This window comes from Geothrix fermentans DSM 14018 (assembly GCF_000428885.1).
GTDB lineage: Bacteria > Acidobacteriota > Holophagae > Holophagales > Holophagaceae > Geothrix > Geothrix fermentans.
The window spans coordinates 49,464-67,028 of record NZ_AUAU01000019.1 but is presented as its reverse complement, the minus strand read 5'-3'; the positions used below and the strand labels follow the sequence as shown (position 1 = coordinate 67,028).

14 protein-coding genes are annotated in these 17,565 nt (G+C 69.9%); 6 read left to right on the top strand and 8 right to left on the bottom strand.

What is annotated here, in order from left to right:
* Positions 1–102 precede the first annotated feature (102 nt).
* From mutL to G398_RS0108080, 5 genes are read right to left on the bottom strand one after another with little or no spacing between them, the layout of a single operon-like run.
* Positions 103–1,875, bottom strand: a complete 1,773-nt coding sequence (gene mutL, locus G398_RS0108100) for a DNA mismatch repair endonuclease MutL (protein ID WP_026853226.1) — start codon at positions 1,873–1,875, stop codon at positions 103–105.
* A 28-nt stretch (positions 1,876–1,903) separates the two neighbouring features.
* Positions 1,904–2,356: a hypothetical protein gene (locus G398_RS0108095; protein WP_026853225.1), complete on the bottom strand. Its 453-nt coding sequence runs from the start codon at positions 2,354–2,356 to the stop codon at positions 1,904–1,906.
* On the bottom strand, positions 2,353–2,871 hold the full coding sequence (locus G398_RS17155; RefSeq protein ID WP_052571683.1) for an FMN-binding protein: 519 nt from the start codon (positions 2,869–2,871) through the stop codon (positions 2,353–2,355). The genes G398_RS0108095 and G398_RS17155 overlap by 4 nt, the downstream gene beginning before the upstream one ends.
* Before the next feature lie 8 nt (positions 2,872–2,879).
* Positions 2,880–4,163 carry a porin family protein gene (locus tag G398_RS0108085; protein ID WP_026853224.1) on the bottom strand — a complete coding sequence of 428 codons (1,284 nt, stop codon included), beginning with the start codon at positions 4,161–4,163 and terminating at the stop codon, positions 2,880–2,882.
* Positions 4,160–5,116: an FAD:protein FMN transferase gene (locus tag G398_RS0108080; protein ID WP_026853223.1), complete on the bottom strand. Its 957-nt coding sequence runs from the start codon at positions 5,114–5,116 to the stop codon at positions 4,160–4,162. The genes G398_RS0108085 and G398_RS0108080 overlap by 4 nt, the downstream gene beginning before the upstream one ends.
* A gap of 98 nt (positions 5,117–5,214) precedes the next feature.
* Between G398_RS0108080 and G398_RS0108075 the strand changes: the two genes are divergently transcribed.
* Together G398_RS0108075 and G398_RS17150 are read left to right on the top strand one after the other, a co-directional pair.
* Positions 5,215–7,764, top strand: coding sequence for a TolB-like translocation protein (locus G398_RS0108075; protein ID WP_026853222.1), 2,550 nt, complete (start codon positions 5,215–5,217; stop codon positions 7,762–7,764).
* Between the two features lie 19 nt (positions 7,765–7,783).
* On the top strand, positions 7,784–8,962 hold the full coding sequence (locus G398_RS17150; RefSeq protein ID WP_052571682.1) for a metallophosphoesterase: 1,179 nt from the start codon (positions 7,784–7,786) through the stop codon (positions 8,960–8,962).
* A gap of 11 nt (positions 8,963–8,973) precedes the next feature.
* Here G398_RS17150 and G398_RS21055 read toward each other — a convergent pair whose 3' ends face one another.
* Entirely contained in the window at positions 8,974–9,243 is a 270-nt protein-coding gene (locus tag G398_RS21055) for a TMEM165/GDT1 family protein (RefSeq protein ID WP_026853221.1), read from the bottom strand.
* Between the two features lie 28 nt (positions 9,244–9,271).
* On the opposite strand from G398_RS21055, the gene G398_RS0108060 reads away from it, so the two are divergent.
* Both G398_RS0108060 and G398_RS0108055 read left to right on the top strand, forming a co-directional pair.
* The gene (locus tag G398_RS0108060) at positions 9,272–10,243 is read left to right on the top strand and encodes a ribonuclease D (protein WP_084512257.1); all 972 of its coding nucleotides are present in this window, start codon (positions 9,272–9,274) and stop codon (positions 10,241–10,243) included.
* Positions 10,244–10,374: 131 nt separating this feature from the next.
* Positions 10,375–11,445, top strand: coding sequence for a type I restriction endonuclease (locus tag G398_RS0108055; protein WP_026853219.1), 1,071 nt, complete (start codon positions 10,375–10,377; stop codon positions 11,443–11,445).
* A gap of 64 nt (positions 11,446–11,509) precedes the next feature.
* Here the strand turns inward: G398_RS0108055 and uvrA are convergent, their stop codons facing one another.
* Positions 11,510–14,341: an excinuclease ABC subunit UvrA gene (gene uvrA / locus G398_RS0108050; protein ID WP_026853218.1), complete on the bottom strand. Its 2,832-nt coding sequence runs from the start codon at positions 14,339–14,341 to the stop codon at positions 11,510–11,512.
* A gap of 160 nt (positions 14,342–14,501) precedes the next feature.
* On the opposite strand from uvrA, the gene G398_RS0108045 reads away from it, so the two are divergent.
* Both G398_RS0108045 and G398_RS0108040 read left to right on the top strand, forming a co-directional pair.
* Positions 14,502–15,413, top strand: a complete 912-nt coding sequence (locus G398_RS0108045) for a CHAD domain-containing protein (RefSeq protein WP_026853217.1) — start codon at positions 14,502–14,504, stop codon at positions 15,411–15,413.
* Entirely contained in the window at positions 15,410–17,029 is a 1,620-nt protein-coding gene (locus G398_RS0108040) for a sensor histidine kinase (protein ID WP_026853216.1), read from the top strand. The genes G398_RS0108045 and G398_RS0108040 overlap by 4 nt, the downstream gene beginning before the upstream one ends.
* Here the strand turns inward: G398_RS0108040 and G398_RS0108035 are convergent.
* Complete coding sequence (locus tag G398_RS0108035; RefSeq protein WP_026853215.1) at positions 17,026–17,556, bottom strand: GNAT family N-acetyltransferase; 531 nt, start codon at positions 17,554–17,556, stop codon at positions 17,026–17,028. The two genes, G398_RS0108040 and G398_RS0108035, sit on opposite strands and share 4 nt — an antisense overlap.
* Between the last annotated feature and the right edge of the window lie 9 nt (positions 17,557–17,565).

Below are 17,565 nucleotides of genomic sequence, written 5' to 3'. Positions count from 1 at the left end.
TGGAGGTTCATCCGGGTTGCCTCTGCGAAAGCCGCTGTGTGGTAACAACAGCTTCCCAGCTCAACCCGGATGAACAACCTCCTTGGCAGTTACAAGTAGGCCCTACAGCCGCCGGCCGAAGCTGCGCTCCAGATCCTCCAGCGTGAGCTTCTTGAGGATGGGCCGCCCATGCGGGCAGGTGTTCGGCACCTCGCAGGCCAGCAAGTCGCGGATGAGGCCCAGGGCCAGGTCCGGGGGCAGGGCGTGGTGCTTCTTGATGGCGGCGCGGCAGGCCAGCTCGGCGTTGAGGTCCCGGCGGAAGACGTCCAGGTCCACGCGGCCCTCCCGCTCCAGGCGGGCCAGCAGGTCCTCCAGCAGGGTCTGGGGATCGCGGTCCGCCAGGAAGTCCGGCAGGCCGCGCACCACGAAGGCGTCGCCCCCGAAGGGCTCGGCTTCCACGCCCGCGGCCTCCAGCTCCGAGAGGAAGGGCATGAGACGGGCCAGGGCCTCGGGCCCCAGCTGCACCACCCGGGGCGGCATCAGGGGCTGGATGGCGGGGGCGTGGCGGCGCAGGAAGAGGCGCTCGAAGAGCACCCGTTCGTGGGCCACATGCTGGTCCACGATCCAGAGCTCCGGGCCTGAGCCGCCGGTGATCTCCACCAGCAGGTAGGTCTGCTGGAAGGCGCCCAGGTAGCGGATTCCGTCTACGGACGCCGGGGCCGCGGGCGCCTCGTAGGCGTAGGCGGGCTCAGCCGCCCGGGGCGGGAAGGCCTCCGTCAGGGCCAGGTAGGCGCCCGCGCCGGACTCGCCCCAGAGGCGCGGATGCTGGGGCGCCGCGCGCCGCGAGGGATCCAGCTCGAACTCGGCCTCCAGGGGCTTGGGCGGCAGCTCCAGCACCGAGGCCAGACCGCCTCTCAGCTTCGACCAGGCCTCCTCCGCGGCGTTCCGCACCCAGGCGAAGATCCGCTGGGGCTCACGGAAGCGGACTTCGGCCTTGGTGGGATGGACGTTCACGTCCACGGCCTCGGGGGGCAGCTCCAGGAAGAGCACGGCCGCCGGGTACGAGCCCTTGGCGAAGGTGCCGGACCAGGCTTCCGACAACGCCGCCAGCAGCAGGCGGTCCCGCACGGCCCGGCCGTTCACGAAGAGGTAGAGGTGGTTGCGGTCCCGGAAGCTGAGGTCCGGCGGCGAGACAAAGCCCCGCAGGCGCCAGGGGAGCTCGCCGTTCACGAAGGGCACCAGGCGGCCCAGCTTCTCGCCCAACAGGGGCGCCAGGCGCTGGCCCGCGTCCTCCACGGGCGGCAGCACCAGGGGCGCGCCACGGTCGGGGCGGATGGTCCAGTGAACGCCGGGCGAGCTGAGCGCGAGCCGCGCAACGGCGCCCCAGAGCTGGGCGTGCTCCGTGTCCGTGGACTTCAGGAAGCGCCGACGTGCGGGCAGCTGGGCGAAGAGGTCGCGCACGGTGACGGTGGTGCCCCGGCTGCGTGGGGTGGGCACGACTTCCTTGATCACGCCGAACTCGCAGCGCAGGCGGTGGCCCGCGCCCTCCGATTCGGCGCTCGTGAGGTCGAAGCGGCTCACGCTGGCGATGCTGGGCAGGGCCTCGCCCCGGAAGCCGAAGGAGGCCAGGCGGCCCAGGTCCTCGGCCGTGCGCACCTTGCTGGTGGCATGGCGCTCCAGGGCCAGGTACAGGTCGTCCCGGGCCATGCCCGAGCCGTCGTCGGCCACTTCCAGCAACCGCTTGCCGCCCTCCTCCCAGGCCACCTCGATGCGCCGGGCACCCGCGTCCAGGGCGTTCTCCACCAGCTCCTTCAGCACCGAGGCGGGGCGCTCCACGACCTCCCCAGCGGCGATCTGGTTCGCCACCTGGTCGGGGAGCACGCGGATCTTGGCCATGGGCTTCAAAGCTATCAGCTATCAGCTCTCAGCTGGCCCGCCGCTCGGTGGAGGCCCGCAGCTCGACCTGGGCGTGGGGGATGAACAGGTGGCCTAGGTAGGCCAGCAGGAAGAGGCCCGCGCTGAGGCCATGGGCCCAGCTGAAGGCCGTGCGCCAGGCGGGACCGGTGACCACCTGCACGGCGTAGCCCGACAGCACCATGGGGGCGATGAGGAAGGCAGCCCCCAGGCCCGTGCGGCGGCCCTCGGAGCCCCGCTTCAGCTTGGCCTGGAGGTGGCCCCGCACGGTCATGCCCAGGGCGAAGAGGAGCAAGGGCGCGGTGAGCACGTGGAGGTGCTGGGCCGCGGGCAGCCAGGGATGGGGCTCGGGGCCGAACTCGCCCATGCGCATGCCGAACCAGCGGAGCAGGCCATCCATGAGCCCCGTGCCCGCCGTGACCAAGGCGGCCAGGTGCAGACTCCAGCGCTCCCAGGCGCTCATTTCGCCTCCCGGTAGAGCACCTGGTGCAGGGCCAGGCAGCGGCGGGCCGCATCCGTCATGGCATGGGCCGTGAGCGTGGCGCCGGAGAGGGGCCGGATGGCGCCCTTGAGGCTGAGCTGGGGATCGAGGGCCTTCCCCTCGAACTGCCTCACCCAGGCCTCCTTCGCCATGTATTCGGCGGGCTCGTGGAAGACCACGGCCTCCACCCGCAGGATGCGGCCCTCCGGCGAGAGGGCCACCAGCAGCGTTTCGTTCAGGGTGCGGACCCGGTGGGTGTCGAAGAGACCGACACCCACCAGGGTTCCGTTCCGCCGGGCCTCGTAGGCCACGGTCCAGCGTCCCGGCAGATCCCCCTGGGCCAGGGCCTTCACCCGGCCCGCCTGGGCCTCGCTGAGCACGAACTCCCGGCGGGTGAACTGCGCCCCCGGGAAGGCCAGGGCCAGCGCCTCCTGCGTGGTGGGCAGGGCGGCGAAGAGGGGCAGGGAGAAGGCGAGGGGGGCCAGGACGCGGATCATGGACGGCCTCAGAAGGTGTAGCCCAGGGCCAGGCTGAACTGGTTCCGGCCCGTGTTCGCGCGGTTCTCGTCGCGGGTCCAGTCGGCCTTCACCACCACCTGGGGGATGGGCTTGTAGGCCACGCCGGTGGTCAGCAGCGTGCGGTCCTGGGCGCCGCTCACGGCCACGCCTTCGACGACCTCCTGCTGGGCGTCCAGGCGCTCGTAGCGCACGTAGGGGATGAGGGCCTGCTTGGCGCCGCGGAGCAGGTCGTAGCCCGCCTCCAGGTAGCCGCCCCACTGCTTGGTGCCCACCTTGCGCGCGGGATCGGCGGGATCCAGCGCCGCCACGGCCCCGGCGGTGTTGGTGCTGCGGGTGTAGAGGCCGCGGACCTGCAGGCCCTGGGCGCGGTACTCGGCGTGGGCGTCCCACACGGTGGTGGTGAGGGCCTCGCCGATGCCGGTCTGGTTGCTGTTGCCCGTGTAGAAGCTCGCGCCGGCCAGCACGCCGGGAATGGGGGTCCAGTCCAGGCGGCCCGTCCAGGCCAGGCTCTGGGCGTTGGCCTCCTTGCCGGCCTGGCGACCGCCGCGGATGCCCGAGGCCCCGAAGCCCGAGGCGTCCAGACCGTTCATGAGGTAGACGCGGTAGGTGAGGTGGCCGGGCAGGTCGCCGTGGACGCCCACGCCGTTCTCATGCCAGGTGGCGGGGATGATGGTGCGCTCCACCATGGGCCGACGGGCGCCCAGGAAGGCCGGGGGCTCATGCAACTCGTTAATGAAGCCCATGGGCACCAGCATCTGGCCCGCGCGGACATTGAAGGCCTTGTTGATCAGGAAGTCCAGGTAGGCGAACTCCACCACCACTTCGCCCTCGGGCTTGTCATCGCTGTAGCCGCCATGCTCGAACTCGATCTCCGAGTTGAACACGATGCGGTCCGTGAACTTGTAGCCGGTGTAGAGCACCAAGCGCAGCGCGTCGAGCTTCTTGTCGGTGCCGACGTGGCTGCCATCCTCGAGCGTCGCGGCCTTGTTCTCGTAGAGGAACTCGCCGTAGCCGCCGATGCTGAGGCCCGAGGGCACGGCGTAGACCTTGCTGGCGCCGCCGCCCAGGCCGAAGCGGCCCTCCTCGGGCGCGGCGGGCATGGCGCTGCCGGCCTTCTGGGACTCGAGCTCCCGGGACATGGCGTCCAGGCGGCGCTCCAGGTCGGCGATCCTCTGGTCAGCGCTGGGCCGCTTGTCCGTGTCGGGCTTCTCCTGGGCGAAGGCGGGCGCGACCAGCAGGGCGCACATGAGGGGGGTGAGCAGGGACTTCATCGGGACTCCTGGGGAATCAGGGTGGGGTGGAGGGATCGGAAGGCCGGGGTCATCCGGACCGTCCCGTCGTGGAGAAGAAAGGCGGCGGCCACGCCCCGGCGCTCGGCCCAGGCGGAACCCGCGTCGGGGCCCAGCACGTAGAGGGCCGTGGAGAGCACGTCCGCCGTGAGGGCTTCCGCGGCCACCACCGCGGTGCTGCCCCAGGCGGGGCACGGCTCCCCCGTGCGGGGATCGAGGATGTGGCGGCCCCGCTCGGAGGTGCCGCTGCCGGCCAGCGAGGCGTCGCGCAGGGAGAGGGTGAGGCGGGCCCGGCGGCGGTCCCGGGGATCGGCCACGGAGGCTTCCACGGGCCGGCCCCAGGCCAGCAGCTGACCGCCGAAATCCAGCAGGCCCGCCGGCGCGCCCGCCGTCTTCCGCATGCGATCCAGCGCGTAGCCCTTGAGGAAGCCGCCCTCCTCAAGGCCTGCATCGGACTGAGCCAAGTGGGCGGTACCCGCGGCGCGGTCGAGGATCAGCAGGCCGGCCCCGGAGGCGCGGCGGGCTGCGGCCAGGGCCGCCGGATCTGGCGTGCGGCCCCCCTCCCGCACCCCCCAGGCCCGCAGGAGGGCCATGAGCACCGGATCGAAGGCCCCCTCCGTGCGGCCCTGCCAGCCTTTCATGCGGTCCAGCAGGTCCAGCCATTCGCCGTCCAGGGCCACCGGGCGCCCCTGGGCCGCGTTCAGCCGGCTCCAGGCGGAGGCGGGATCCCAGGTGGAGCAGGCGGCCTCGATGCGGGCCACCTCCGCCAGGGCGGCCTCCGAAGCCGGCCCGGAGCCCGGGCCCTCCAGGTGGAGGCGCAGCTCGGTCCCCATGGCGAGCGCCAGGCGGTCCTGAATCGGACCCTTGGGCGCCGCCACCCCCTGGACCGCCACCAGGGCGGCCACCAGGAGGTGTGGGGCGGATTTGGTCGACATGAGAATGAGTCTCATAAGACCGATCGTCGAAATCAAGGATAAATTTGAGATGACGTCTCAAAAAGTGATCTCCGTCACCGTCCTGGTCACACTGGGGCATGCGTCCCCGGACCCTGCCGCCCGTCCTGGCCTGTCTGCCCGCCCTGCTCCAGGCGGCCCCGCCCGCCCGCATCCAGGCCCCGGACGCCCCCTGGCTCACCTTCGCCACCGCGCACTACCGCATCCACTGCCCGGCGGCCTTCGAGGCCTTCGGCCGCGAGGTGGCGGGCCGCGTGGAGGGCGTCCACGCCCAGTACCTGGGGCTGGTGGGGTTCGCCTACGAGAAGCCCGGGAAGCCCATCGACATCCTGATCCTGGATCCCGTCCTGGAGGCCAACGGGCTGGCCTACCCCATCCTCCAGCGGCCCCAGGTGGTGCTGTGGCGCACTGCGCCCGAGGCGGATTCCCCCATCGGCCACCACCGGGGCTGGGCCGAGCTGCTGCTGGCCCACGAGCTGGGCCACATGCACCACCTCCTGCGTCCGGACCGGAAACCCAGCCTCTGGCGGCGCTGGACCGCCGCGCTGGGGCCCCTGGCGGAGAAGTCCCCCCGCTGGGTGACCGAGGGCTACGCCACGCTCATCGAGGGGAAGCTCACGGGCAGCGGCCGCCCCCACAGCCCCTTCCGGGCCGCGGTGCTGCGCCAGTGGGCCCTCGAAGGCCGGCTGCCCACCTACGAGGCCCTGAGCGGCACCGAGGGGTTCCTGGGCGGCAGCCTGGCCTACCTGGCGGGCAGCGCCTACCTCGAGTGGCTCGAGACGAAGGCCGCCGATCCGAAGGTCCTCCAGACCCTCTGGACGCGGCTGGCGGGCCGGCGCGACTTCGACGCGGCCTTCACCGCCACCTTCGGCTTCGGCCCCAAGACCGGCTACCAGCGCTTCTGCGCGGAGCTCACCCACACGGCCCTGGAGCTGGAGCGCTTCGCCCGGGCCCAGGGCCTGCGCGAAGGCGAGCTGGTCACCCAGCTGAACGGCTGGGCCACGGACCTGGCCCTGAGCCCCGACGGCACCAGGCTCCTGGCCCGGGTGCTGGATGCCCGGAAGCCAGGGCTCTACGTCTGGGACCTGAAGGCGCCGCCCCGGGCCGCCAAGCCCGAGCCCGGCGAGCCCGCCGACCATGCCCCCGTGGCGCCCGTCGTTCCGCCCGCCCGGCGCCTGGGCCCCATCCACGGCGCGCTGCCCTGGAAGCCCACCTGGGTGGCCCCGGACGCCATCGCCTTCCAGCTGCGCCTGCCCGACGAGGAGGGCGTGCTGCGCCCCGAGGGGCGGCGGTGGACCTTGGGAAAGGGCGTATCCGCTGAACCCGCCCCGCCGGCGGCTCCCGCGTCATCGGCCCTGGGCTGGAAGGAGGTGGAGGGCATCTGGAACCTGGTGGACGCGTCGGGAAGGCCCCTCACGCGCACCCTGGCCGCCGCCTGGAACCCCGTGGCCACGCCGGATGGCCGCTGGATCTACTACACCCAGATGAGCGCCACGGGCCTCCAGATCCGCCGCCTGGACGCCACCCTGCCGCCCCTGGAGCCGAAGCCCCTGCCCCAGGATCCGGCCGCCCTCGTGAAGGACCAGATCCTCCCCAAGGCGGACGAGCCCATCCCCCTGCCGCCGCCCGTCTCCGTGGAGCCGCATCCCTATCGCGTGGCCGAGAGCCACGGCACCTTCCCCCTGGCGGGCTACAGCGCGACGCCCTCGGGCCTCAGCGCCCAGCTGGGCCTGGGGGGGAACGACATCCTGGGCCGCCTGAACTGGCAGGTGCTGGCGGGTCTCGGCGACGGAGCAGGCCCCCGCGGCGCCATGGCGGGCGCGGCCTGGCGCGCCTGGCGCTGGGCGCCCTCCCTCCAGGCCTTCTCCCTCCTGGAGCGCCCCTCGAGCCAGCGCTTCGCCCCCGTGGTGGGCTTCGACCGGGAACGCCGGGGCCTGGCGCTGGCCTTCGATCGCGAGGACCTGGGCCGGCCCCGCTCCCACCTCCGCCCCGTGGCCGCCTACGAGCGCGTCACGCCCGAAGGCGGAACCCCTGTGGACCGCGCCCTCTGGGGCCTGGAGGCCGGCCTGGGCAGCTTCTGGAGCCGGGACGGCCACGGGCTCCGCGTCGCGCTGGACGCGAGGGAGCAGCACGGCCGCACGGACGGCCGGACCTGGGACCTGACTCGGGCCACCCTCACGGTGGGCTGGATCAATCCCTGGTCGCCCCTCACGGTGCGCCTGGAGGCGGGCCGCCTGGGCGGCGATCCCACGGGCCTGGACCGCTTCCACCTGGGCGGCGTGGGCACCTCCCTGCTGCCCACCCCCCTGGACGCCAACCGCGTGGTCCAGGCGGCCCTGCCCGCCTACACCGCCACGGGCGACCGGCTGCGCCGGCTGCGGGCGGACCTGGGGCTCGGCCCCTTCCGCGCCTACGTGGAGCACGCGGCCCTCTGGCAGGCCTCCGATCCGCGGCCCGCGGCCCAGCGGGTGGCGGGCCTCGAGCTGGACAGCCGCGCCCTGGGCCTGCCCATGGACGTGCTGCGCCGCCTGGCGGGCAACCTCTCCTTCACCCTGGGGATCCACCGCCCCTTGGATGGGGCCATGAAGGACCGTACGGTGGGAACCCTGAGCGTGATCGTGCGGCCGTGATGGTTACCCTGGAATCCTGATGCTCTTCCTCATCGGTCTCGTCCTCATCTTCCTCGTCCAGTGGCTGCACCTGCGCTTGCTGCGCCTGGAACTGCCCGGACGCTTCCACCGGAAGCTGCCCTGGATCCTGGTCCTCGTCCACGTGCCCCTCATCGGCTTCGCGGGGCTCCGCATCCTGGGGCTGGGCGGCCACGACGCGCTGCCCCTCCTGCGCGGCATGGCCCGGGGCGGGTTCTACTTCCAGGCCTTCACGGTGCTGCACCTGGTGGGCGGCATGGTGGCGGAGGGGCTCTGGCACCTCCGCAGCCGCCACCTGCCCGAGCCCCCGGGGGAGGCCGTAGACCCGGGCCGGCGGGCCTTCCTGCGCACCGCCGCCCTCGCCAGCACCGGCGCCGCGGTGGCCTTCGGCGCCACGGGGGCGCGGGAGGCCTACGGCGACCCGGAGATCACGCGGCGCACCCTGGCCTTCCCGGACCTGCCGCCGGGCCTGGACGGCCTCCGCCTGGCCCAGCTCTCGGACCTCCACTCGGGGCCCCTCGTCGGGCCGGACCTGGTGCGGCGCTGGCGGGACCTCACCGCCCGGGAGCGCCCGGACCTCCTCCTCATCACCGGGGACCTGGTGGACAGCGTGCCCGAGGAGCTGGCTCCGGTCATCGAGGCCTTCCGCGGCTTCCCCGCGCCCCTGGGCACCTTCGCCGTGCTGGGCAACCACGACTACTTCGACGATCCGCGCCCCATCTGGCGGGACCTCGAGGCCGCCGGGATCCGCTGCCTGGAGAACACCTCGGCCCTGGTCCGGCGGGGGGGTGGCACCCTGGCCCTCGTGGGCCTCCAGGACCCCATGGCGCGGAACGGGCGCTTCCGGCGCATGGTCTTCGGACCCGGCCCCCGGCCCTCAGAGGCCGCCCGCGACCTTCCGGCGGATGCCTTCCGCCTCTGCCTCAACCACCGCCCCAGCGAGTGGGAGCGGGCCCTGGAGGCCGGGGCGCGGCTCACGCTCTCGGGCCACACCCACGGCGGCCAGATCAACCCCATCCCCGGCGTCAGCAGCGCGCACCTCATCGGCCCCCGCACGGACGGGCTCTACCGCGAAGGCGACGACTTCCTCTACGTGAGCCGGGGCCTGGGCGTGGTGGGCCTCCCCCTCCGCATCGCCGCGAAACCCGAGATCGCCATCCTCACGCTGAAGCGCGGCTGATCATCCATTGATCAGCCCTTGATCAGGACCCACAGGCCCACGGCGATGAAGGCCAGGCCCGCGGCCCACTTGATGGCGGCCTCGGGGATGTACCGGAACAGCACCCCCCCCACGGCCACGCCGATGGCCGTGGCGCAGACCAGGGCGGCGCTGGCGGCCAGGAACACGGTCCAGATCTGGCCGCTGCGCACGGTGGCCGTCATGGCCGCGAGCTGCGTCTTGTCGCCCACCTCGGCGAGGAAGACGGTGGCGAAGGTGGTCCAGAAGAGGGAGCGGTTCATGAAGCCTCGCAGATCGTGACGGAGGTACATGGTACCGGACTGCCATACTGGCCGGATGGTGCTCGACCACTTCGACCTCCCCACGACGTACGTGGATACGCCCGAGAAGCTGCAGGAGGCGCTGCCCCTGTGGCACGCGGCGGGCGTGCTGTCGGTGGACATCGAGTGCAGCCTGACCGGCGTGCACCACTGCGTGCTGGCCCTCCTGCAGGTGGCTACCCACGACCGGGCCTGGCTGGTGGATCCCCTGGCCCTGGACGACCTCATGCGCCCAGCGCTCCAGGCCATGGCCCAGGTCCCCTGGATCGTCCATGACTTCTCCGGCGACGGCATCGTGTTCAAGCGCCTCTACGACGTGGTGCCCGCCAGCATCTTCGACACCATGCTCCTCTCGCGCACCCTGGGCTATCCCCAGCCCGGCCTCAAGACCATGGCCAAGCTCAAGCTGGGCCTCGACATCCCCAAGGAGGAGCAGGACTCCAACTGGATGCTGCGCCCCCTGCGCGACACTCAGATCAGCTACGCCAGCCGCGACGCCGCCCTGCTGCTGCCCCTGCTGCGCACCCTGGCCGACGAAGCCGACACCAAGCGCGACCACCCTGAGATCGGCCCCCGCCTCGCCGCCCTGCCCAAGGAGATGCGCCACCTGCTCAAGCGCGTGCGCGCCTACGCCCCCCCCAAGCACGACCCCGTGGTGGAGAAGGTGAAGCACCTGGGCGACCTGGCCGTGGAGCGCGCCAGGAAGCTCACGGCCCTGCGCTGGGCCTGGGGGAACGAGGGCGACGTGGCCGCCGTCATGGAGCTGGGCAATCGCTGGCTCATGGCCCGCCTCGCCCACCCGCCCGCCACCAGGGAGGCCCTGGAGCGCACCATCCCCAACCCCCGCTTCCGCCGCAAGCGCCTGGACGCCCTCTGGGCCGTGTTCGAGGAAGGCGCCCACGAGACGGTGGAGAACGGCGAGGCCACCGACGAGATCATCTGGGAGAGCGGGCGGCGCTGAGAGGCGCTGGCGGAGTCTGGCCATCTACCTCGTGCTGCACAGCTCATAAGATGACGTGATTAATTGATACAGATATGCGTTTGTGATTACCTTGATTATCTCATTTTGACTCGACATTCATGGAGTCACCTATGGACTTTCTTGATCAGATTCGACTGATTGCGTCCCGCGTACCCAATCAAGCGGGGCACCTTCAGACAGAGGAGGCTACTAAAAATGCTCTTGTCTTGCCCTTCATCAAAGCCTTGGGATTCGATGTCTTTGATCCACTTGAAGTTCGACCCGAACTTACAGCCGATGTAGGAGTAAAAAAAGGAGAGAAGGTGGACTATGCCATCCTCCGGGAGGGCAAACCCATCATCATCATGGAGTGCAAAAAATACGGGACGGATCTGGGCAAAATCACTGCGACCCAGCTTTTTCGCTACTTCACCGTTACCGAGGCCCGTTTTGGTGTCTTGACAAATGGTATCAACTACTTCTTCTACACCGACCTCGATCAACCCAACATGATGGACACAAAGCCATTTCTGGAGTTCAACCTGCTTGATTTCAAGGACCAGGAAGCGGAAGAGCTGAAGAAATTTACTAAAGCAACTTTCGACATCAACAACATTCTTTCGACCGCAACAGATCTCAAATACACAAAAGAGATTCAGCGCGTCCTCAACGAGCAGCTTCACGCTCCCTCCGAGGAGTTCGTGCGCCTACTCGCAGGGAAGGTCTACAGTGGCCGAATGACTCAAGCCATAAAGGATCAGTTCGCATCTCTGACGAAACGAGCGTTCCAGCAATTGGTCAACGATAAGATCAACGATCGACTGAAGGTCGCCATGACTAGCAGTGGGCCAAATCCTGAAGAACTCCCTGAGCCTGTCGTGGCCCTTCAGGAGCCGGAAGACAAAATCATCACCACCCCAGAGGAGTGGGAAGCTTTCTACATCGTGAGGGCGATTCTCCGAGAAGTCGTGGAGCCGAAACGAATCGCCATTCGAGATGCCCAGAGCTACTGCGCGGTGCTGTGTGATGACAACAACCGCAAGCCGATCTGCCGTTTCTACTTCAACTCCAAAAACAAGAGTGTTGGAATTTTCGATATTCAGAAGGCCGAAACCAAGACGTCGATCAGCGACCTGACAGACCTATACCAGTTGGCAGACGGCCTGAAGGTCGTGGCTTCATTTCACGCCAACGGGAAATAAACACGCATCTGTCAGCGGCTCTATAAGCAGAGTTTCACCAACCTGAGATTCCGATTTATTGCTTCTATTTCAGATACGGCGCCAGGTACTTCCCCGTCACGCTCGTCTTCCGCTTGGCGATGTCCTCGGGGGTGCCCACGGCGATGACGCGGCCGCCTTCGCCGCCGCCTTCGGGGCCCAGGTCCAGGATCCAGTCGGCGGTCTTGATGACGTCCAGGTTGTGCTCGATGACGATGACGGTGTTGCCCGTCTCCACCAGGCGGTTCACGACCTCCAGCAGCTTCTGGATGTCCTTGAGGTGCAGGCCCGTGGTGGGCTCGTCCAGGATGTAGACCGTGCGGCCCGTGGGACGCTTGCTCAGCTCCTTGGCCAGCTTCACGCGCTGGGCCTCGCCGCCGGACAGCGTGGTGGCGCTCTGGCCCAGGCGGACGTAGCCCAGGCCCACGTCCACGAGGGTCTGCAGCTTGTTGGCCAGCACGGGGATGGGCGCGAACAGCTCCAGCGCCTCCTCCACGGTCATGTCCAGCACCTCGGAGATGCTCTTGCCCTTGTAGTGGATCTCCAGGGTCTCGCGGTTGTAGCGCTTGCCCTTGCACTGCTCGCAGGTGACGTAGACGTCCGGGAGGAAGTGCATCTCGATCTTGAGGACGCCGGCGCCCTCGCACTTCTCGCAGCGGCCGCCCTTCACGTTGAAGCTGTAGCGGCCCGGCGCGTAGCCGCGGGCCTTGCTCTCCGGCAGTTGGGCGAACAGCTCGCGCAGCGGCGTGAAGAGCCCGGTGTAGGTGGCGGGGTTGCTGCGCGGTGTGCGCCCGATGGGGGCCTGGTCGATGTCGATGACCTTGTCCACGGCCTCGAGGCCCTTGATGGCCTTGTGCCTGCCCACGATGTGGACGCCCTGGTGGAGCTGGTTGGCCAGGGCCTTGTAGAGGATCTCGTTCACCAGCGTGCTCTTGCCAGATCCCGAGACGCCCGTGACGCAGGTGAAGAGGCCGATGGGGAAGTCCGCGTCCACCTGCTTGAGGTTGTTCTCCTCGGCGCCCACCACGGAGAGGTGGCCGCGCTTGGCCTTCCGCCGGGTGCGGGGCACGGGGATGGCGTCCCGGCCCGAGAGGAAGTCGCCCGTGATGGAACCGGGCGTGCGGCCGATCTCGTCGGGCGTGCCCTGGGCCACCACGAGGCCACCATGCTCGCCAGCGCCGGGGCCCATGTCCACGACGTGGTCCGCCGCCAGGATGGTCTCCAGGTCATGCTCCACCACCAGCACGGTGTTGCCCAGGTCCCGCATCTCCTTCAGGGTGCGGATGAGCTGCAGGTTGTCCCGCTGGTGGAGGCCGATGCTGGGCTCGTCCAGCACGTAGAGCACGCCCTGGAGCTTGGAGCCGATCTGGGTGGCCAGGCGGATGCGCTGGCCCTCGCCGCCGGACAGCGTGGCCGCGCTGCGGTCCAGGGTGAGGTAGCCGAGGCCGACGTCGTCGAGGAAACCGAGGCGCTCGCGGATCTCCTTCAGCACCTTCTCGGCGATGACGGCGTCCTTGCCCTCCAGGGCCAGACCGGCGAACCAGGTCCGGGCCTCGCGCACGCTCTGGGTCACCACCTGGGCGATGTTCCGGCCGCTCACATAGACCGCCAGCACCTCCGGCCGGAGGCGCCGCCCCTCGCAGGCCTCGCAGGGGATGACCTGCATGGATTCCTCGAGCTCGGCCTGGATCTCCTCGCTGGTGGTCTCCCGGTAGCGGCGCTCCAGGTTGCCGATGATGCCCTCGAAGTGGTGGACGAAGTCGTAGCGGCTCTTCTTGCCCTCGTAGGTGAACCGCATCTCCTTCTCGGTGCCGTACAGCAGCAGGCGGCGGATGTCCGCCGGAAGCTTCTTCCAGGGGGTGTCGAGGCTGAACTTCGCCTTGCGGGCCAGCTGGTCCAGCATCTGGGAGCGCCAGCCGTCGTCGCTGACGCTCTTCCAGCCGCTGGCCTGGATGGCGCCCTCGTTGATGGAGAGGGCCGGGTTGGGGACGATGAGCTCCTCGGCGAACTGGCGCTTGAAGCCCAGGCCGTCGCAGGTGGGGCAGGCGCCGTAGGGCGTGTTGAAGGAGAAGGAGCGCGGCTCCAGGTCCGGCAGGCCCAGACCGAACTTCGCGCACTTGGCGTTGTTGCAGGCCAGCTTGGAGGAGAAGAGGCGCTCGGTGCCATCCAGGTCCACGAGGGCGGAACCCTCGGCGAGGTTGCAGGCGATCTCCAGGCTGTCCGCCAGCCGCGACTGGATGGCGGGGCTCACCTTGAGGCGGTCGATGACCACCTCCAGCGTGTGCTTCTTCTGCTTGTCCAGGTCGGGGATGCCCTCGGTGAGGTCCAGCATCTGGCCGTTGACGCGGGCCCGGATGTAGCCGCGCTTCATGAGGTCCTGCAGCAGCTTCTTGTACTCGCCCTTGCGGCCCCGCACCACGGGCGCCAGGATCTGCAGCTTCGTCCCCTCGGGCTTCGCCAGGATCTGGTCCGCCATCTCCTGGATGGTCTGGCTGGCGATGGGCTCGCCGCAGGCCACGCAGGTGGGCTTGCCCGTGCGGGCGAAGAGCAGGCGCAGGTAGTCGTAGATCTCCGTCACCGTGGCCACGGTGGAGCGGGGGTTCTTGCTGGTGGTCTTCTGCTCGATGGAGATGGCCGGGGAGAGACCGTCGATGCTGTCCACATCGGGCTTTTCCATCTGGTCGAGGAACTGGCGGGCATAGGCCGACAGGCTCTCGACGTAGCGGCGCTGGCCTTCCGCGTACAGGGTGTCGAAGGCCAGGCTGGACTTGCCGGAGCCCGACAGCCCCGTGATCACCACCAGCTGGTTGCGCGGCAGGCTGAGATCCAGGTTCTTGAGGTTGTGCTCCCTCGCCCCTTTGATGTGGATGTGTTCCATAGACTCTCAGTTTACGCCAATTTTTCGCCTTCGCGGAGTACGTCTAAGCCGCGCCTTCGAAGTTTGTTGGCCATCCCGGGCGGTTGGCGCGGCATAAGGGACCCTAACGAAGCCACCAGAAAAGCGCTGGTGGTTTCGAAACGGCCCCTAAAATCATGGGATGCATCCGGCCGAGCTGGCGATCCTGCTCCACCGCGCCTTGGAGGTGCGGCTGGCGGGACTCCAGGCGCTGCTGGCCACGGAGGGGTGGTCTGCGGAGGAGGAGCCCCTGCACCAGGTGCGCGTGTCGGCCCGGCGCCTGGGGGCGGTCCTCGACCTGGTGGACCCCGGGGCCTACCCAAGCCACAAGCGGCAGCGGCGGGCCCTGAAGGGCCTCGTGGACATCCTGGGCCTCCCGCGGGAGCTGGACGTCCATGCCCGCCATCTGGAGGCGCGCCGCCGGGAATCCGCAGAGCCTGCCCAGGAGGCCGTGCTGGAGCATCTGCTGGAGGAGGTGGATCGGGCCCGGGCCAAGGCCCGCCGCGCCATGCACAAAGAGCTGGAGGACCTCCGCCTGCCGGACCTGGACAAACTCCTGGAGGTGCCCAGCCTGCGGGACCCCTTCCAGCCAGCCTCGCTCCAGGAGGCGGCCTGGGTCTGCCTGGAGCCCCGCGCGGAGGCCGCCCTCGGCGGGCTGCCGGACCTCGCGGCCCAGGAGGACGCCCCGGCCCTCCACAAGGCCCGGGTGCGCATCAAGAAGCTACGCTATGCCGTGGAGGCCCTGGAAGGCGCCTTCGCCGCCGCGCCCGAGGCCGTGCTCAGGGACCTGCGCGCCCTCCAGACCGCCCTCGGGGACCACCATGACCTGGCGGCCCTGGAGGCCCTGCTCTGGGCCGCGGAGGGCCGGCTGCGCGACCACGGGCGCAGCCTCCTCGCCGGCGGCGTGCTGGAGGTCCTGGGCGACGTCGCCGAGGCCCGGCAGGCGGCCTTCGACCGGTTCAGGGCCGCGGCCGCGGACCAGTCCCCCGCCGCCTTCGCCCGGGTCCTCCGTCCCGCCCTGGGCCTGCCCCTCCCCGGAGCTGCGCCGCGATGAGCTTCTGGCGCGTGCGGATCCGCCCCCTGGCCTGGCTGCGCAGCGTGCACGCCAAGCTCTTCCTCCTGCTGGGCCTGGTCACCAGCGTGCTTACCGTGGCCGTGGCCTACTCCATCACCCGCAACAGCCGCCGCGAGCTGGAGAACTATTCGCGGCAGCTCACCATCGAGACGGCCGGGACCGTGGAGACCGACATCGTGGAGCGGGATCCCAACTTCAAGGATGCCGACAAGCTGGATCAGCTGCTGGAGAGCATCGCGGGGCCCGACCGCAGCATCTTCCAGATCGACGTCTTCCGCCGGGTGGGGAAGAGCAGCGAGGTCGAGCTGGTGCGCTCCTCCGGAGACGAGGCCTCCGTGGAGTGGGGCCCGGAGATCGGCTCGTACCTCTCCATCACGAAGCCCCAGGCCGAGCTCGTGGACCTGAACACCGGAGGGCGCGCCTGGAAGGTCTACCAGCCCATCCGGCTCCACAAGCCGGGAGTGCCGCCCCTGGGCCTCATCCGGGTCTACTGCGACCTGGAGCGCTGGGAGGTGGTCTGGGACAACAACCTGAAGCGCACCCTGCGAACGCTGCCGGGCGTCCTCCTCGGCGAGTTCATCCTCCTCTGGCTCATCCTCCGGGTGCTCATCAGCGATCCCATCGAGGCCACCGTCCTGGCCATGGAGCAGCTGGAGCGGGGCGAGGCCGGGGCCCGCATCCCCATCAAGCGCAGCGACGAGCTGGGCCTCATCGCGGCGCAGTTCAACGGCATGGCCGAGCAGCTCCAGCGGGCCGGAGAGGAGCGTGAGGCCCTCATCCACGAGATCCGGGGCCTCAATGCCAACCTCCAGGACCGCATCGACGCCGCCCTGATGGAGCTCCAGGCCAAGAACGTGGAGCTGGCGGCCATGGCCGAGCGCAACGCCCTCCTGCGGGAGGAGCTGGCCTCCCAGGAGCGGCTGGCGGTGGCGGGCCAGCTGGCCGCCACCTTCGCCCACGAGGTGGGCACGCCCCTCAACCTGGTGAACGGCCACCTCCAGCTCATGGAGGGACAGACGGACCTGCCGGACAAGGTGCGCGAGCGCCTCGGCGTCATCCAGGCCCAGATCCAGCGGGTGAGCGGCATCGTCCGACGCATGCTGGACCTCACCCGGCGGCCCCAGCTGCACCAGGAGGTCCAGTCCTTCCTGGACCTCCTGACGGACCTCCACCAGCTCTGGGCCCCCACCCTGACCTCCCACGGGGTGGCCGTGGAGACGGACGTGCCCGCAGGGTGCTGCCTGAATGTGGACCGCAAGCAGATGGAGCAGCTCTTCCTGAACCTCATGAAGAACGCCGTGGACGCCATGCCCGGCGGCGGCACCGTGCGGCTGTCCGCGAGACCCGCCGAGGAGAGCACTCCGGGCGGCCTCTGGTGGGAGATCCGCTTCCGGGACTCGGGGCAGGGCATCCCCGCCGACCTTCTGGGCCAGGTCTTCCGCCCCATGTTCACCACCAAGCCCGAAGGCCGGGGTACGGGCCTGGGCCTCAGCATCTGCCGCGAGATCGTCCGCAGCCATGGGGGCGACATCCGCATCGAGAGCATCGAGGGGAAGGGCACCTGCGTGGCGTTCACCCTCCCCGGCGCGGCCTAGGAGGCGGCCAGCCGGAGCCGGAACCCGAAGACCGGCAGCTCGCCCTGCATGAAGTCGAGGTCCTCCGACCGCCGGAACCCCAGGCGCTCGTACAGCTCCCAGGCCACGCGCATGGCCGCGGTGGTGTGCAGGATCACCTGGGCGTGGCCCCGGGCCTCCGCGAGGCGGATGCAGGCCTGCGTCAGGGCCTTCCCCGCCCCCAGGCCCCGGTACCTGGGGTCCACACCCAGGAGGCGGATGCCCGAGGCGTTCCTGGCCGCCGTGGCCGTGCCACCGGAGCCGTACTCGGCCATATCCGCGAAGTAGACGACGCCTCCGGCCAGCTCCCCGGCCGCCGTCAGGGCCACGAGCACCCTGGCGTCCTTCTTCTCCGAGAAGGCGCCGATCCGGGCGAGCATCGCGTAGTACTGGGGCTGAGCCTCGGGCGAGGGGAAGCCCTCCAGTCCCGAGTAGACCTCGACCATGAGCCGGCCCAGCCGTTCGGACTCCTCCGGCCGGAGCTCCCGGATCTCCAGATCCTCAGCCATGCCGCCCTC